This window comes from Pseudomonas sp. NPDC012596, from assembly GCF_042902325.1.
In the GTDB taxonomy this organism is placed as follows: Bacteria; Pseudomonadota; Gammaproteobacteria; order Pseudomonadales; family Pseudomonadaceae; genus Aquipseudomonas.
On sequence record NZ_JBIBEB010000005.1, the window covers coordinates 255,137 to 269,944 of the forward strand.

At 62.9% G+C, this 14,808-nt stretch carries 12 protein-coding genes; 6 read left to right on the forward strand and 6 right to left on the reverse strand.

Annotation, left to right across the window (positions count from 1 at the left end; genetic code table 11):
- Positions 1–107: 107 nt before the first annotated feature.
- Positions 108–887: a peroxide stress protein YaaA gene (gene yaaA / locus ACFY68_RS09060; protein WP_346615577.1), complete on the forward strand. Its 780-nt coding sequence runs from the start codon at positions 108–110 to the stop codon at positions 885–887.
- Between the two features lie 60 nt (positions 888–947).
- Here the strand turns inward: yaaA and ACFY68_RS09065 are convergent, their stop codons facing one another.
- From ACFY68_RS09065 to ACFY68_RS09090, 6 genes are all read right to left on the reverse strand, one after another.
- Positions 948–2,165, reverse strand: a complete 1,218-nt coding sequence (locus tag ACFY68_RS09065; protein WP_387525809.1) for an efflux RND transporter periplasmic adaptor subunit — start codon at positions 2,163–2,165, stop codon at positions 948–950.
- Positions 2,158–3,621 (reverse strand): TolC family protein, encoded by a 1,464-nt coding sequence (locus ACFY68_RS09070; RefSeq protein WP_387525812.1) that lies wholly within the window; start codon positions 3,619–3,621, stop codon positions 2,158–2,160. Before ACFY68_RS09070 ends, ACFY68_RS09065 begins: the two co-directional genes overlap by 8 nt.
- Positions 3,614–4,783, reverse strand: a complete 1,170-nt coding sequence (locus ACFY68_RS09075; protein ID WP_387525814.1) for an ABC transporter permease — start codon at positions 4,781–4,783, stop codon at positions 3,614–3,616. Before ACFY68_RS09075 ends, ACFY68_RS09070 begins: the two co-directional genes overlap by 8 nt.
- Positions 4,776–5,441, reverse strand: a complete 666-nt coding sequence (locus ACFY68_RS09080) for an ABC transporter ATP-binding protein (protein WP_387525816.1) — start codon at positions 5,439–5,441, stop codon at positions 4,776–4,778. The genes ACFY68_RS09075 and ACFY68_RS09080 overlap by 8 nt, the downstream gene beginning before the upstream one ends.
- A complete protein-coding gene (locus ACFY68_RS09085) occupies positions 5,438–6,229 on the reverse strand; it encodes a hypothetical protein (RefSeq protein WP_387525818.1) in 792 nt (263 codons plus the stop codon). Before ACFY68_RS09085 ends, ACFY68_RS09080 begins: the two co-directional genes overlap by 4 nt.
- A 90-nt stretch (positions 6,230–6,319) precedes the next feature.
- Positions 6,320–6,769, reverse strand: a complete 450-nt coding sequence (locus ACFY68_RS09090; RefSeq protein ID WP_387525820.1) for a hypothetical protein — start codon at positions 6,767–6,769, stop codon at positions 6,320–6,322.
- Between the two features lie 917 nt (positions 6,770–7,686).
- On the opposite strand from ACFY68_RS09090, the gene ACFY68_RS09095 reads away from it, so the two are divergent.
- The 5 genes from ACFY68_RS09095 to ACFY68_RS09115 all read left to right on the forward strand — a co-directional run bounded on the left by ACFY68_RS09095 (position 7,687) and on the right by ACFY68_RS09115 (position 14,790).
- A complete protein-coding gene (locus tag ACFY68_RS09095) occupies positions 7,687–9,003 on the forward strand; it encodes a nucleotide sugar dehydrogenase (protein WP_387525823.1) in 1,317 nt (438 codons plus the stop codon).
- A gap of 82 nt (positions 9,004–9,085) precedes the next feature.
- Complete coding sequence (locus ACFY68_RS09100) at positions 9,086–10,567, forward strand: glycosyltransferase family 2 protein (RefSeq protein WP_346615585.1); 1,482 nt, start codon at positions 9,086–9,088, stop codon at positions 10,565–10,567.
- 36 nt (positions 10,568–10,603) lie between these two features.
- Positions 10,604–11,770, forward strand: a complete 1,167-nt coding sequence (locus tag ACFY68_RS09105) for a PilZ domain-containing protein (protein ID WP_387525826.1) — start codon at positions 10,604–10,606, stop codon at positions 11,768–11,770.
- A gap of 150 nt (positions 11,771–11,920) precedes the next feature.
- Positions 11,921–13,315 carry an alginate biosynthesis TPR repeat lipoprotein AlgK gene (gene algK, locus ACFY68_RS09110; RefSeq protein WP_387525829.1) on the forward strand — a complete coding sequence of 465 codons (1,395 nt, stop codon included), beginning with the start codon at positions 11,921–11,923 and terminating at the stop codon, positions 13,313–13,315.
- Positions 13,312–14,790: an alginate export family protein gene (locus ACFY68_RS09115; protein WP_387525832.1), complete on the forward strand. Its 1,479-nt coding sequence runs from the start codon at positions 13,312–13,314 to the stop codon at positions 14,788–14,790. Before algK ends, ACFY68_RS09115 begins: the two co-directional genes overlap by 4 nt.
- The last annotated feature ends 18 nt before the right edge of the window (positions 14,791–14,808 follow it).

Sequence of the window (14,808 nt, forward strand, 5' to 3'; positions counted from 1 at the left end):
CACTATAGCGCCTGCTCAAACGATGGTCTGTGTCTATTGTCACCATAGTTTGGCGTTCACCCGCTCAATCCGTAGAATCCCCGGCAACGATTCCAGGAGCCGACCCGATGCTGACGGTGATTTCCCCCGCCAAGACCCTCGATTACGACACCCCGCCGGTGACCGAGCGTTTCACCCTGCCCCAGTACCTGGACGACTCCCAGGCGCTGATCGTGCAGCTGCGCGAGCTGTCGCCGGCGCAGATCAGCGAACTGATGCACCTGTCGGACAAACTCGCCGGCCTCAACGCCGCACGCTTTGGCAGCTGGACCCCAGACTTCACCCCGGCCAACGCCAAGCAGGCGCTGCTGGCCTTCAAGGGCGACGTGTACACCGGCCTGGATGCCGAAACCCTCGGCGAGGACGACTTTACCTACGCCCAGCAGCACCTGCGCATGCTGTCTGGCCTTTACGGCCTGTTGCGGCCACTGGACCTGATGCAGCCCTACCGCCTGGAAATGGGCACCAAGCTGGCCAACAGCCGCGGCAAGGACCTGTATGCCTTCTGGGGCACACGCATCAGCGAATGGCTGAACCAGGCAATGGCCGACCAAGGTGATGACCTGCTGCTGAACCTGGCCAGCAACGAGTATTTCAGCGCCGTGAAGCGCACCGCGCTCAAGGGCCGGGTGATCAACGTCGACTTCAAGGACCAGAAGAACGGCCAGTACAAGATCATCAGCTTCTACGCCAAGAAAGCCCGCGGCATGATGAGCCGCTTCGTCATCCAGGAGCGGGTCAACGACCCGGAGCAGCTCAAGCAGTTCGATGTACAGGGCTACTACTACAGTGCCGAGCAGTCCAAAGCTGATCATCTGGTATTCCTGCGCGACCACCCTGCCGATTGATCGGCGCTACACCTGCCGGTGGGCGCCGCCTTGCTGGCGACAGGGCCGCAACGCGGCCCCCTACGGGACCTGCACATAACCCGCCTGCAGCCCTTGCACTTCTACCCCTTGCGCTACCGCGATACCGACCGTGACCGCGACCCTGCGCTCCGGCCCATCAGCCGCACTGCGGTAGCGCACATAATCGCGCCCTGCCTCATCCACCCGCAGCGCTTGCGCTGGCACCGCAACCCCCTGCTCCGTTCGATGAACGCTCACTGTCACCTGCGCACTCATCCCCAGGCGCAGCCCCAATCCCGTTGGCTCGCGAGGCGCATCCAGTTCCACCAGCACGTCATACCAAGCCCCCTGCCCCGCATCGTCCCTGGCCTGAAGCCCGATACGCCGCACCTTGCCCGCCAGTGCTTGGCCCGCGACCAACACATCGGCCTCCTGCCCCTCGCGCAGCCAGGCAAGATCCTGTTCGTGCACCCCGGCCAGCACCTGCAGCTGGCCCAGGTCGATCAGCGCCAGCAATGGGGTGCCTTGGCTGACCTGCTGGCCAGCCTGCACGGCGCGTGCAGCTGCGCCGTCGCGGCTACCCACGGGCGCAACCAGGGCGGCGAAAGGTGCAGTGCCTACCTGCCGCTGTCGCAGTGCCAGCAATGCCTGCCAACGCGCTTGGGCGTTGGTCAGTTCCATCTGCGCGATGCGTAACCCATCACCCTGCCCACGCGCCAGCACCCCCTGTAGTTCGTCTTCGGCATCCTGCAAGGCCTGGCGCTGAGCCGACACTTGCTGCGCCAGGCTGTCGACCTCGATACGGGCAACGATCCCGCGCTCGAACAAGCGCCGGGTGTCTACCAAAGCCGCCTGGCTGAGCGCCAGCGAAGCGCGGCCGGCCAGCACCGACCGGCGTGCCCGCGTGACTTCAGGCCCCGCCTGCCAGCCCTGCAACTGCCGGTGGCTCGCACGGGCTTTGAGCCACTCAGCCTCGGCCTGACGTATCTGCACATCAACCTGGGCGGTATCGAGCCTGAACAGCGGCTGGCCAGCGCTCACCCGCTGCCCTTCGGCGACCATCAGTGCGGCGACCACAGCATCAAAGGGCGCAGCTTGAATTTCCTGGCGCGCCGCCTGGACCTTGCCGACCAGGCCCAGGCGGCGCTCGAGCCGTTGCGGCTCCACCCACACCCAGCGCTCGTCAGCAACCGCCGGCTCGACAACGGGCCACGCCCACCACAGCACCGGCGCCAGCAGCCCGGGCAGCAGCCATGCCAATCGCCGCCAGCTAGTCATTCAGCGCGACCGCCCAGCGCTCCAGCGTGGTGCCCAGAACCTGGTCAAGCTGCGCCTGGCCATTGAGGTAGGCGATCCTGGCATCCAGTTCGGCATGCTGGGCCTGGCGCAGGTCGCCTTCGAAACTCAGCACCTGGAAGTTGCTTGAGCGCCCCGCTGCCAGCCGCTCCCGCTCGATTTCCAGCTTGCGTCGCGACAACGCCAAGGCCCGCCCGGCAATTTCCAGCTGACGCCAGCGTACCTGGGTATCACGCACCGCACCCAGCACCTCACGCTGTAACTGTTGGTGGAACTCGGCAAGGCTGACCTGCTGGTTCTCCACAGCCACCCGTGCCCGTACCTCGGCCTGGCGGCGGCTCAAGTCGCCGATGGGTATTGCCACCTCCAGGCCCAGATAGTGCTCCCAGCTGGCGTGGTTGCCTGGCCGCTGGCGAGTCTGGCTGGCTCCACCGATCAGGGCCAAGTCCCACCACTGGGCGTTGCGCGCTACCTGCAGGTCGATGGCCGCCTGTTCGCCGCTGATCAACTGCATCAGGTAGGCCGGTTGCAGCGCTTGCGCTTTCACCAGCGCCTGCTCGGCATCCACCTGCAAGCGCTGAACCTCAACCCGCTCTACCGCCCGCAAAGGCGCGCCAAGGTCCACGGCCAACACCTGGGCCAGGGCCTGCCGGCTGGCATGCAGCTGATTACGGCTACCTTCCAGTGCCAGTTCCTGGCTGGCCACTTCGGCCTCAGCCTGAACCCTGTCGAACGCCGCCATACGCCCCGAGGCGATCAACGCCTGGTTGACCTCGAGCAATTGCCGCGCCCGCGCCAACGCCTGCTCGGCGATACTCAATTGTTCCTGGGTTTGCAGCAGCTCGCGGTAATGCAGGATGGTACGAGTGATGGCCTGGGCCACGCTGTCCTTCAGCGCCAACCGGTTGAGTTGCTCGGTGAGCTGGGCCTGGCGCAGGGGCGCGCTGGCCACCTCGCGCCCGGCGCCACGCAACAGCGGTTGGATCACCATCAGGTTGGCGCCATCCCGGTATCGTGCGCCAGCCCGGTCGGCGCGGGTTTGGCCATAGGCCCAATCCAGGCTCAGGCGAGCGCCGTAGGGTGTGAGCAAGCTCGCCGTGGGGGCCAGCTGGGTTTCGCGGTAGTGATCATCACTGTTGCGATTACCCAGGTAGCGGGCCTTGAGTTGCAGCTGCGGGGCATAGTGATCATGCGCCACGCGCAGGTCGAATTTCTGCGCGATGCGCTCAAGGTAGGCACTGCGGATAGCGCGGTTGTCGCGCAGGGCCAGGGCGATGGCATCGGCAAGTTCAAGCTCCACTTCACCGCCTTCGTAGGCTGTCCAGGCGATGGCGGATACTGCCAGTGCCTGGCTGGGGTAAGACGGGCGCAGCACTTCGGTGGCACATGCCGACCCGCCCAGCAATGCCAGCCACAGGGCAAGCACAGGCCTAATCATCCCGCAGTGCCAGCACCGGCTGCAGGCGTGCGGCAGCGAACGCCGGCTGCAGCCCGAAAAACAACCCAAGCGCCAGCGCACTGCCCATGCCCAGCGGTATCGACAACACATGCAGGGCAAAGCCCCACCCGGACATCAGGACAAAGCCTGCGGCAGCCACCAGCCCCAGCAGCGCCCCAAGCACTGCCCCACCCGCTGCCAGCAACACGGCCTCGAGCAAGAACAGCCAGGCGATGTCGCGGGCACGTGCGCCCAACGCCAGGCGCACGCCGATTTCGCGGCGCCTTTGCGTTACGCTCATCAACATCACATTCATCACCCCCACCCCACCCAGCAGCAAGGCGATACCCGCGAACCCACCCAACATCCAGTTGAACATCCGTGACTGATTGGCCATGCCTTCAAGCAACTGCTGGGGCAACTGCACGTCCACTTCGTACCCCGGCAGGCGTGCGCGCAGGTAGCGGGCGAGCAATTGCGCGGTGCGTTGCTGGCCTGCCGCATTGTGCCCACGGGCAAGCAGCATGCCGACTTGCGGGGCAACGCCCAGGCGGCGCATGCCGGCCAGCGGCATCAACAACGCCTCGTCCACCTCCAAAGGCAATAGCGGGTTGTAGCCACGGGGCGCCAGCACGCCAACTACCTCGAACAGGTAGCGGCCCAGCTGCAGGTAATCGCCTACCGTTGCGTTCAAATGGAGGGCCAACGCAGCCCCCAACAGCACGTGCGTGGCATCGTCGTCATAGCTGGACAACAACCGGCCTTCCCTGGCCTCCAGGCCCAATACCGGTGCCAACTGCAAGGTGCTGCCAGCGACCATGACCTCCTGGCGCACACTCGCCAGTTGCAGCGTGGCTACCGTGACCATCAGTGGCGCCGCTGCGCGAATGGAGGCTGGCAACCCGGCAAGGTCCAACGTTGCCGGCACCGCGCCTTCTGCCTCAGCCTGCAGATTAGCGACCAGCAGCTCGCTCCCCATGCCCTGATACAACTGCTGTGCATGCTGCGCCGCACTGTGGCCGATGTTGAGCAAGGCCACCAGCGCGGCGCAGCCCACGGCGATGCCGATCAACGCCAGCCCTGTGCGACGGCCGGCCTGGCGCAAGCCGGCCAACGCCTCGCCCAAGCGCTGTGACCAGCAAGGCCCATAGCACTCAGGCATCGAAGGCCCCGCCATTACGTACTTCGATGCAACGGTCCATGCGCCGTGCCATGGCGGGGTCGTGCGTGACCATCAGCAAGGTCACACCGCGCTCGCGGTTGAGCCGCAGCAACAGCCCGGCAATCTCCTCGGCCGTGGCGCCATCGAGGTTGCCAGTCGGCTCATCGGCCAGCAGCAACGCAGGCTCGGTCACCAGCGCCCGAGCGATAGCCACCCTTTGCCGCTGGCCGCCGGACATGTCGGCCGGCAAGTGTTGCGCACGCTCGCCAAGCCCGACCGCCTCCAGCTGCGCCCGCGCCGCCCGCCGCGCGGCCGCTTGCCCAATACCGCGGTAGCTCAGCGGCAAGGCGACGTTGTCCAGCGCAGAAAGCCGCGGCAGCAGGTTGAAGCTCTGGAAGATGAAACCCAGCATGCGGTTGCGCAGGATTGCCCGTTGGTCTGCCGTGGTTACCGTCATGTCCTGGCCAGCCAGCATCATCCGGCCGCTGCAAGGCTGGTCGAGCAGGCCAATCAGGTTGAGCAAGGTGCTTTTGCCCGCGCCGGAGGGGCCGATGATGGCGCAGGTCTGGCCGTGCGGGATGGTGAGTGAAAGGTTGTGCAGCACCGGTTGAGTGCCCAGTCGACGGGTAATGCCCTGGAGGTTGATGATCGCGTTCATGCTTTGGGTTCCCCGTTGGGCGAACTTTCAGCCTGCGGGTCGAGTGGGTTAGCAATAGCGTCCTTCGCCGGCTCCCATTCTTTGGCAAGCATGTCGATCAGCGACGTATTGAATTCAGGCCATTCAACTTCGGAGATCGAGAATTGCATCATGATGTCAGTTTCGTAATTCCCAAGGAGCTGCGCTTGCTCAATCGGAGGTAATGACCTGTAGTAATCGAGCATTTCATAAAGCCCCTGATCTTTACTTCCTGTCGATTGAATTTCAGCACTGATCTTGTGGCCCATGTAAACAGTCCACTCACATTCGCGCTTACTCAGCTCTTGCCAGGCGGCATGGCGTTCATTCATTGTAAATTCACCGCCTTCGTCATATACGATCAAACTCAACTGCTCTCGAGCGAGTTGCCCGAAAGGGTTCTCTTCCTTACCGTTTAAAAATGCTGTCGCCTGCCGCGCGCGCCCCAGCAAGGCAGGATCTTCGGTATCGGGGACGAAGGCGTCGTGGGCACTTTTGCTGAACTGGTAACTGCCACCCCACACTCTATCCAGTATCGTTTTCGCCAGCTCCGCAAGCTCTTTGCGACCCAACTGAGCATCCCTGGACGCCGCGCGTGTAGCGGCATCGCTGAGCTGGCGGGCTAACGGCGATATCTCACTTCGCGTGTCCGATGAGGGCGCTGCAACAAGCTTTGTCTGTTCAATTTCAGCAGGATCAGCGACGCGCCTGACAGATACTGAATTATCTAAATTCAATTCGCGCATCACGAAAGTATTGATGATTTCCATAACTCACCCATATCACTATTGCGTCAGCAGATGGTGTATGCCTAAACAATCTGCCTCACAGGCGAGGCAGATTGCAGCCACTGGAATGAATTACTTCATGGTGAACTCAACACTCCATGAATTATCCGCGCGCGTGCTGGTTATATTCGCCGTACACGTTGCTCCCCCGCTGGGCGTCGCAGTTTTGGTCCACTGGGGTTGTTTTATTCCACCGGGAAGCAAGCGCATTTGAAAAGTTGTACCAAATGCGCATGTTTTACGGCCAATGGTGTAACGGACCATGGCGGCATTGACGTCTGGGCTTACCACGCGCTGCACATTGAAGTTGATCAGGCCACCCGGCGGGACCCCTTGGGCCGGTTTAGGGATGGCTATCTGATAGGTACTGGTTTCGTTCGACGTAACCATCTTCAACTCTGCGGGCACAGTCCCCACATTTTTGAAGGTCACATTGACGTTAGGCCCAGCCTGCGCCAACCCGGCAGCAAGCAGCGATACGGTGGCAAGCAAAACCTGCGATGTCTTTTTCATTAGCGTCATCTCGTCTCTTCCCTGTGGTTAAGGATGAGACGCCCCCTGGTGGCCAGTGGCCCCAGGCTGCCCAAGACGCTCCGTCGTACATGAACAGCTCCAAGTGAGCGTCCCTTGGGGTTAACGACCACCCCGGGCAAAACCTTAGCTTTCGTATGGCTTTGCAGTGTTTCCGAATGTGAGCACGCACCATCAGAGGGCGTGCATCATCGCGCCACCATGTCAACAAAGCGGCGCCATAAATCCGTCTCTGCAACGGTTATCGCCAACCGTCATAAGACCGTTCGTACTTTTTTGACGAATTTTGAAAAAATTTTTTCGATACTGGCATAAAAACATCTCCCCTCAGGCTCGCCCTTTATATACAGGGGTAAAAGGCCCCTGTGCTATCAGTTTGAAAGTATTTGCCACTGAAGAATTATTTAGAAATCTTTCATCAAGGCAAAACTCACCCAGGAACTTCTCCTGCGACCTATCGCTCATAGTGCCGTAACGAATTTCATGCCCCAACGGTGTGAGAGATGACTTACAGATGACAACCGGCAGGCATCAAACGCCCGCCCCAGAAACTTCGACAGGTGCCACAGGTTCCCCTGAATGCCCTGTCCATGCAGGAGAGCCGCGCCCCTTTAAACTCGTCCTAGTGGTTGATTTCAAAGGATTTATCCACTTGAAAAAACAAGCACAGCAGGGCGCCACGTAGCGCTTTGCAATAAAGACGGCTGCATTTCAGGGCACGCCTTTTAATTACTGGCCTTTAACTGCCAACTTTGGGTGCATAACTTTTTGCGCTCCGGATTTATTCATGCCTGCGCTCGGTGAAGTGTGCTTTCGCCAGGGATCCGTGCGCCCTGAAACTGATGTTAATCAACCCAGTCCGGCTCTTCCCGGAAGAGCTGACGTGATAAACACATGAGGTGATAGCGATGCGTATCAGCATCTTTGGTTTGGGTTATGTGGGTGCGGTCTGTGCAGGCTGCCTGACGGCGCGAGGCCATGACGTGATCGGTGTGGACGTGTCCAGCACCAAGATCGACCTGATCAATCAGGGCAAGTCGCCCATTGTCGAACCTGGCCTGGAAGCACTGCTGCAGCAAGGCATCGCCAATGGCCGCCTGCGTGGCACCACCGACTTCGCCGAGGCCATCCGCGCCAGCGACGTGTCGATGATCTGCGTCGGTACCCCCAGCAAGAAAAACGGCGACCTGGGCCTGGAATACATCGAGTCGGTGTGCCGCGAAATCGGTTATGTCCTGCGCGACACCACCCGCCGCCACACCATCGTAGTGCGCAGCACTGTGCTGCCAGGCACCGTGAAGAACGTGGTCATCCCGATCCTGGAAGACTGCTCGGGCAAGAAAGCCGGCGTCGACTTCGGCGTTGCGGTCAACCCTGAGTTCCTGCGTGAAAGCACCGCGATCAAGGACTACGACCACCCACCGATGACCGTCATCGGCGAGCTGGACACCGCCAGCGGCGACGTGCTGCAGAGCCTGTACGAAGAACTCGATGCACCGGTCATCCGCAAGCCGATCGAAGTGGCCGAGATGATCAAGTACACCTGCAACGTGTGGCACGCCACCAAGGTCACCTTCGCCAACGAAATCGGCAACATCGCCAAGGCTGTCGGTGTCGATGGCCGCGACGTGATGGACGTGGTCTGCCAGGACAAAGTACTGAACCTGTCGCAGTACTACATGCGCCCAGGCTTCGCTTTCGGTGGCTCGTGCCTGCCCAAGGACGTGCGCGCCCTCACCTACCGCGCCTCCAGCCTCGATGTACGGGCACCGCTGCTCGACTCGCTGATGCGCAGCAACGAGTCGCAGGTGCAGAACGCCTTCGAACTGATCGAAGCCCACGACAAGCGCAAGGTCGCCTTGCTCGGCCTGAGCTTCAAGGCCGGCACCGACGACCTGCGTGAAAGCCCGCTGGTGGAACTGGCCGAGCGCCTGATCGGCAAGGGCTACCAGCTGGACATCTACGACGAGAACGTCGAGTACGCCCGTGTTCACGGTGCGAACAAAGAGTACATCGAGTCGAAGATCCCGCACGTATCGTCGCTGCTCAACGCCAACTTCCAGCAAGTCATCGACAACGCCGACATCATCGTCCTGGGTAACCGCGACGAGCAGTTCCGCGCCCTTGCCCAGCAAGCTCCGGACGGCAAGCAAGTGATCGACCTGGTCGGCTTCATGAGCAAACCGACCTGCACCACCAGCCGTACCGAAGGCATTTGCTGGTAAGCCCTCGGCCGGGCAGCGCAGGGCGCTCTACACAGGGCCACTGCGCTGCCCATCCCCCAAGAATTCTCCACGGATGCTGAACATGCAAAGGCTCCAGACAGTGCTGTTGCAGTGCGCCGGTTGGTTGCTCTACATGAGCCTGCTCATGTTGATCGCCCTGGCCCTGCCGGCCGATATCTTCGACTCGCAGTCGAAGCACTTCATCTTCCTGGTCGGCGCAGTCGGCATCTGGCGCTACTCCATGGGCGCCACCCATTTCATTCGCGGCATGATCTTCCTTTACGGCGTCTATCCGTACCTGCGCCGCAAGGTGCAGAAGATGGGCGCGGCGGCCGACCCGTCGCACGTGTACCTGATGGTCACCAGCTTTCGTATCGAAGCGCTGACCACCGCCCAGGTATACAGCTCGGTAATCCGCGAGGCGATCGACTGCGGCTACCCGACCACCGTTGTCTGCTCGCTGGTTGAGATGTCCGATGAGCTGCTGGTGAAGAGCCTGTGGGCCAAGTACAACCCGCCGGCACACGTAAAACTCGACATCGTGCGCATCGCCGGCACCGGCAAGCGTGACGGCCTGGCTTATGGCTTTCGCGCCATCTCGCGGATGCTGCCGGACGAGAACGCCGTGGTCGCGGTCATCGACGGCGACACCGTGCTGGCCGAAGGCGTAGTCCGCAAGACCGTCCCATGGTTCAAGCTGTACCCCAACGTCGGTGGCCTGACCACCAACGAATTCTGCGAAGTGCGCGGCGGCTACATCATGAGCGAGTGGCACAAGCTGCGCTTCGCCCAGCGCCACATCAACATGTGCTCGATGGCACTGAGCAAACGCGTGCTGACCATGACCGGGCGCATGTCGATGTTCCGCGCCAGCGTGGTGACCAACCCCGAGTTCATCGCCGACGTCGAAAGCGACTCGCTGATGCACTGGCGCCTGGGCCGCTTCAAGTTCCTCACCGGTGACGACAAGTCCAGCTGGTTCAGCCTGATGCGCCTGGGCTACGACACCTTCTACGTGCCGGACGCCGCCATCAACACGGTCGAGCACCCGCCGGAAAAAAGCTTCCTCAAGGCCAGCCGCAAGCTGATGTACCGCTGGTACGGCAACAACCTGCGGCAGAACTCCCGCGCGCTCGGCCTGGGCCTGGGGCGCCTGGGGCTGTTCACCAGCATCGTGCTGTTCGACCAGCGTGTATCGATGTGGACCAGCCTGCTGGGCCTGACCGTGGCGGTGATCGCCAGCCTCAAGTTCGGCCTCGGTTTCCTGCTGGTGTACCTGCTGTGGATCGGCATCACCCGCCTGATCCTCACCATCATGCTGCTGTGCTCGGGCCACAACGTCGGCCCGGCCTACCCGCTGATCCTCTATTACAACCAGATCGTCGGCGCAATGATGAAGATCTACGTGTTCTTCCGCCTCGACAAGCAGTCCTGGACCCGCCAGCCCACTGCCCTCAAACGTGATCTCGCCAGTTTTCAACAATGGTTCAACACCTGGTCCTCGCGGACCATGACCTTCTCGGCAGCCAGCATCTTCGTCGCTGTGCTGTTCATGGTCGTGTGAGCCCAACCCGGATCGGATTAACAGGAACAAACCACCATGAATACCGCCGTGAACGTCAATGTCGTGCATGAGTCCGAAGCCCAGCGCCAACACGCCCGGGTGCGCATCCCGGCCAAGCTGCGCTACCTGGATGGCGAACGCCAAACCCATGAGGTCAAGGTCGATGACCTGTCTGCTGGCGGCTTGAGCTTCCATGCCAAGCAGCCACTGCAGGTCGGCCAGGTGCTGCGCGGGCGCTTGCAGTTCGTGGTCGACAACCTCGGGCTGTCGATGGACATCGAGTTCCAGGTGCGCTCCTGCAACCCGAGCACCGGCCGTACCGGTGCGCAGTTCCAGAACCTCGAACCGCGCGACATCGCCACCCTGCGCCACATCATCACCAGCCACCTGTCGGGTGAACTGATCAGCGTGGGCGATGTGCTCAGCACCCTGCAGCGCGACAACTTCACCAAGGCGCGCAAGCAGAAAGACGGCGGCTCCGGGCTGTCCGCCTTCGGCCGCTTCAAGGCAGTGACCGTTACCCTCGGCGTGTTCGTGGTCGGCGTTGCCGCCTTCGGCTTCGTCGCCAAGTCGCTGTATGGCATGTACTTCATCAGCCATGCCGAGGCCGGCGTGGTCGCGGTCCCGACCACCAGCGTCACCATGCCGCGTGACGGCACCGTGAACAGCCTGGTCCAGGCCGGCGGCCTAGTGGTCAAAGGCGCGCCGCTGGCAAGCTTCAGCACCAGCATGCTGGACATGCTCAAAGGCCACCTGGACGACTCGCAGCTGGAGCCGGCCAAGGTCGAGGAACTGTTCGGCAAGCAGCTTTCCGGCACCCTCACCAGCCCATGCGATTGCGTGGTCGCCCGCCAGCTGGTGGACGACGGCCAGTACGCCGCCAAGGGCCAGCCGATCTTCCAGCTGATCCCGCGTACCACCAACCCGATGGTCGAAGCGCGCTTCAGCTACCGCCAGTTCGACGAGGTCAAGCCAGGCACCCGGGTCAACTTCCAGGTGGCCGGCGAAGACGAAGTGCGCACCGGCCAGATCGTCAGCAGCGCCAGCCTCAACAGCGAAGACCTGGCCTCCGACATCCGCGTCCAGATCAAGCCTGACAGCGGCCTGCCAGCAGAACTCGCCGGGCGCCCGGCTTCGGTCAACAGCGACCGCGGCCCTTCGCTCAACTGGCTGATCGACAAAGCCGCGGCCCGTGGTCTGTAAGAGGACAAGCCGATGACTAGCAGACAACCCGATACCTGTGGGAGCCGGCTTGCCGGCGATCGAGTGCGCAGCACTCGCCCAGCAGATGTATCGCCCGCACTGGCCTCTCGCCGGCAAGCCGGCTCCCACAGGGTCCGAGTGAACCTTGGAATGTGCGCCCTGGCTGCAGCCATCACGCTGGCCGGCTGTGCGGGCCTGCCCGACCAGCGCCTGGCCAACGAAGCCCTGAAGCGCGGTGACACGGCGCTGGCCGAGCGCAACTACAAGGCCCTGGCCGACCTGGGCTACAGCGACGCGCAAGTGGGGCTGGCCGATATCAAGGTCTCCACGGGCGACCCAGATCAGTTCAAAGAAGCCGAGGCGACCTACCGCGCCGCCGCCGCCACCTCGCCCCGTGCCCAGGTGCGCCTTGGCCGCCTGCTGGTGGCCAAGCCCAACAGCACCCAGGCCGAGCGCGAAGAAGCCGAGACATTGCTCAAGCTCGCGGCACAACAGGGCGAACAGAAAACCCTGATCCCATTGGCGATGCTCTACCTGCTGTACCCGCAGAGCTTCCCCAAGGTCAACGCCCAGCAGCAGATCGATCAGTGGCAGGCCGCCGGCTACCCGGAAGCGGGCCTGGCGCAGATCCTGCTGTATCGCACCCAAGGCACTTACGACCAGAACCTCGACAACGTCGAGAAGCTCTGCAAGCAAGCCCTGGACACCATGGACGTGTGCTACGCGGAACTGGCCACCGTCTACCAGAAGCGTGGCCAGGCCGACCAGCAGGCAGCGTTGCTGCAACAGCTGAAATCCGCCTATGCCCGCGGCACCGTACCGGCTACCCGCGTCGACAACGTTGCCCGCGTGCTGGCCGACCGCAGCCTCGGCCAGACCGACGAGAAAACCGCCAAGGACCTGCTGGAGCAGGTTGCCCCGGTCAACCCGGCTTCCTGGGTAAGCCTGGCGCAGCTGGTCTATGACTTCCCCGAACTGGGCGACACCGACCAGCTGATGGCCTACATCGACAAGGGCCGCGCAGCCGAACAGCCCCGCGCCGAACTGCTGTTGGGCCGCCTGTATTACGAAGGCAAGACCGTACCGGCCGATGCCGAAAAAGCCCAGCAGCACCTGCAGGCTGCCGCCGACGCCGGCGAAGTCAGCGCCCATTACTACCTCGGCCAGCTGTACCGCCGTGGCTACCTGGGCGAAGTCGAGCCGCAAAAGGCTGTGGATCACCTGCTCAGCGCCGCCCGTGGTGGCCAGAACAGCGCCGACTACGCCCTCGCCCAGCTGTTCAGCGAAGGCCACGGCATCCGCCCGCAACCGGGCAACGCCTGGGTGTTCGCGCAACTGTCGCAGGCCAACCCGACGCCACAGTCCACCGAACTGCTGCAGCAACTCGACCAGCAACTGACGCCTGACCAGCGCAGCCAGGCCCAGAGCCTGTTGGCGCAGGAAAAACAGGCACGCGGCAGCATGGTCCAGGGCGGCACCAGCACCCTGGCCATCGAGGCCTTGCAAGACGACGACAAAGACGTAGACGGTGAGGACTCGCTATGACGCTCAATCCCTTCGTGAAAGCCGGCATCGGCCTGAGCTTCGCCCTGCTGTGGTCCTGCCCGACCCTGGCCGACATGACGGCGCAGAAAAACTTCGGCCTGGACGTGAAGATCACCGGCCAGTCCGAAGACGACCGCGACCTGGGCACCCGCTCCGGCGGTGACGTCAATGGCCTGGGCCTCGACCTGCGTCCGTGGGTGTATGGCGAGCGCGGCAACTGGAGCGCCTACGCCATGGGCCAGGCAGTGGCCGCTACCGACACCATCGAAACCGACACCCTGCGCCAGAACGACGACGGCACCACCACCGACACCGGTGACGACAGCCGCAAGCCAGACAAAAGCTACCTGGCCATGCGCGAGTTCTGGGTTGGCTACAGCGGCCTCACCCAATACCCCGGCGAGCAACTGCGCCTGGGTCGCCAGCGCCTGCGCAGCGACGACGGCATGTGGCGCGACACCAACATCGAAGCGCTCAACTGGACCTTCGACACCACCCTGCTCAAGGCCGACCTGGGCGTGGCCCAGCGCTTCAGCGAATACCGCACCGACCTCACCGAACTGGCGCCGGAAGACAAGGACCGCACGCACATTTACGGTAACGTCGCCACGCAATGGACACCCGGCCACTGGGTTGGCGTGCGTGCCCACCACACCCATGACAGCGGCAGCCTGAAGAGCCCGGGCGAGACCATCGATGCGCTGGACAAGACCCGCACCGGCGACCTCACCTGGCTGGGCCTGGAAGCCAACAGCGACGCCTACAACTGGCGCAACGACCACACCGTCAACTACTGGGGCAGCCTGACCTGGCTGACCGGTGACCGCGACAAGCTCAATAGCGAACTGGTGGGCGACGACCAGGTGGCCACCGGCAAACAGAGCGGCGACGTCAACGCCTGGGCCACCGACCTCGGTATCCGCCTGCGCCTGGACCCCAACTGGCAGGTCGGCGCGGCCTACGCCCGTGGCAGCGGCGGCGGTGGCGACGACGGTTCGAACAACTTCGAGCAGACTGGCCTTGAGAGCAACCGCTCCAACTTCACCGGCACCCGTTCGCGCGTGCACCGCTTCGGCGAAGCCTTCCGTGGCGAGCTGGGCAACCTGCAAGCCGCCACCCTGTTCGCCTCCTGGCAGCTGCGCGACGACTACGACGCCAGCTTCATCTACCACAAGTTCTGGCGTGTCGACGGCTCGCAGAACATCGGTTCGAGCGGCATCAACGCGGCGGTCAACGACAACGGCGTGAGCCGCCCGCTGATCAACGGCGAAAAAGACCTCGGCCAGGAAATGGACGTGGTCGTCACCAAGTACTTCAAGCAAGGCCTGCTGCCAGCCTCGATGAGCCAGGCGATCGACGAGCCGTCCGCGCTGGTGCGCCTGCGCGCCGGCGTGTTCAAGCCGGGCGATGCCTATGGCAAGGAAGCGGATTCGTACATGCACCGTGCCTTCGTCGACGTTATCTGGCGCTTCTAAGGCCGGGAGAGGACCTGC

Bases quoted from the DNA above. Each gene is read 5' to 3' on its own strand.
- ACFY68_RS09100 (WP_346615585.1), top strand. From the start codon at position 9,086: ATGCAAAGGCTCCAGACAGTGCTGTTGCAGTGCGCCGGTTGGTTGCTC.
- ACFY68_RS09075 (WP_387525814.1), bottom strand. From the start codon at position 4,783: ATGCCTGAGTGCTATGGGCCTTGCTGGTCACAGCGCTTGGGCGAGGCG.
- ACFY68_RS09105 (WP_387525826.1), top strand. From the start codon at position 10,604: ATGAATACCGCCGTGAACGTCAATGTCGTGCATGAGTCCGAAGCCCAG.
- ACFY68_RS09115 (WP_387525832.1), top strand. From the start codon at position 13,312: ATGACGCTCAATCCCTTCGTGAAAGCCGGCATCGGCCTGAGCTTCGCC.
- ACFY68_RS09085 (WP_387525818.1), bottom strand. From the start codon at position 6,229: ATGGAAATCATCAATACTTTCGTGATGCGCGAATTGAATTTAGATAAT.
- ACFY68_RS09095 (WP_387525823.1), top strand. From the start codon at position 7,687: ATGCGTATCAGCATCTTTGGTTTGGGTTATGTGGGTGCGGTCTGTGCA.
- ACFY68_RS09090 (WP_387525820.1), bottom strand. From the start codon at position 6,769: ATGACGCTAATGAAAAAGACATCGCAGGTTTTGCTTGCCACCGTATCG.
- ACFY68_RS09080 (WP_387525816.1), bottom strand. From the start codon at position 5,441: ATGAACGCGATCATCAACCTCCAGGGCATTACCCGTCGACTGGGCACT.
- ACFY68_RS09065 (WP_387525809.1), bottom strand. From the start codon at position 2,165: ATGACTAGCTGGCGGCGATTGGCATGGCTGCTGCCCGGGCTGCTGGCG.
- yaaA (WP_346615577.1), top strand. From the start codon at position 108: ATGCTGACGGTGATTTCCCCCGCCAAGACCCTCGATTACGACACCCCG.
- algK (WP_387525829.1), top strand. From the start codon at position 11,921: ATGTGCGCCCTGGCTGCAGCCATCACGCTGGCCGGCTGTGCGGGCCTG.
- ACFY68_RS09070 (WP_387525812.1), bottom strand. From the start codon at position 3,621: ATGATTAGGCCTGTGCTTGCCCTGTGGCTGGCATTGCTGGGCGGGTCG.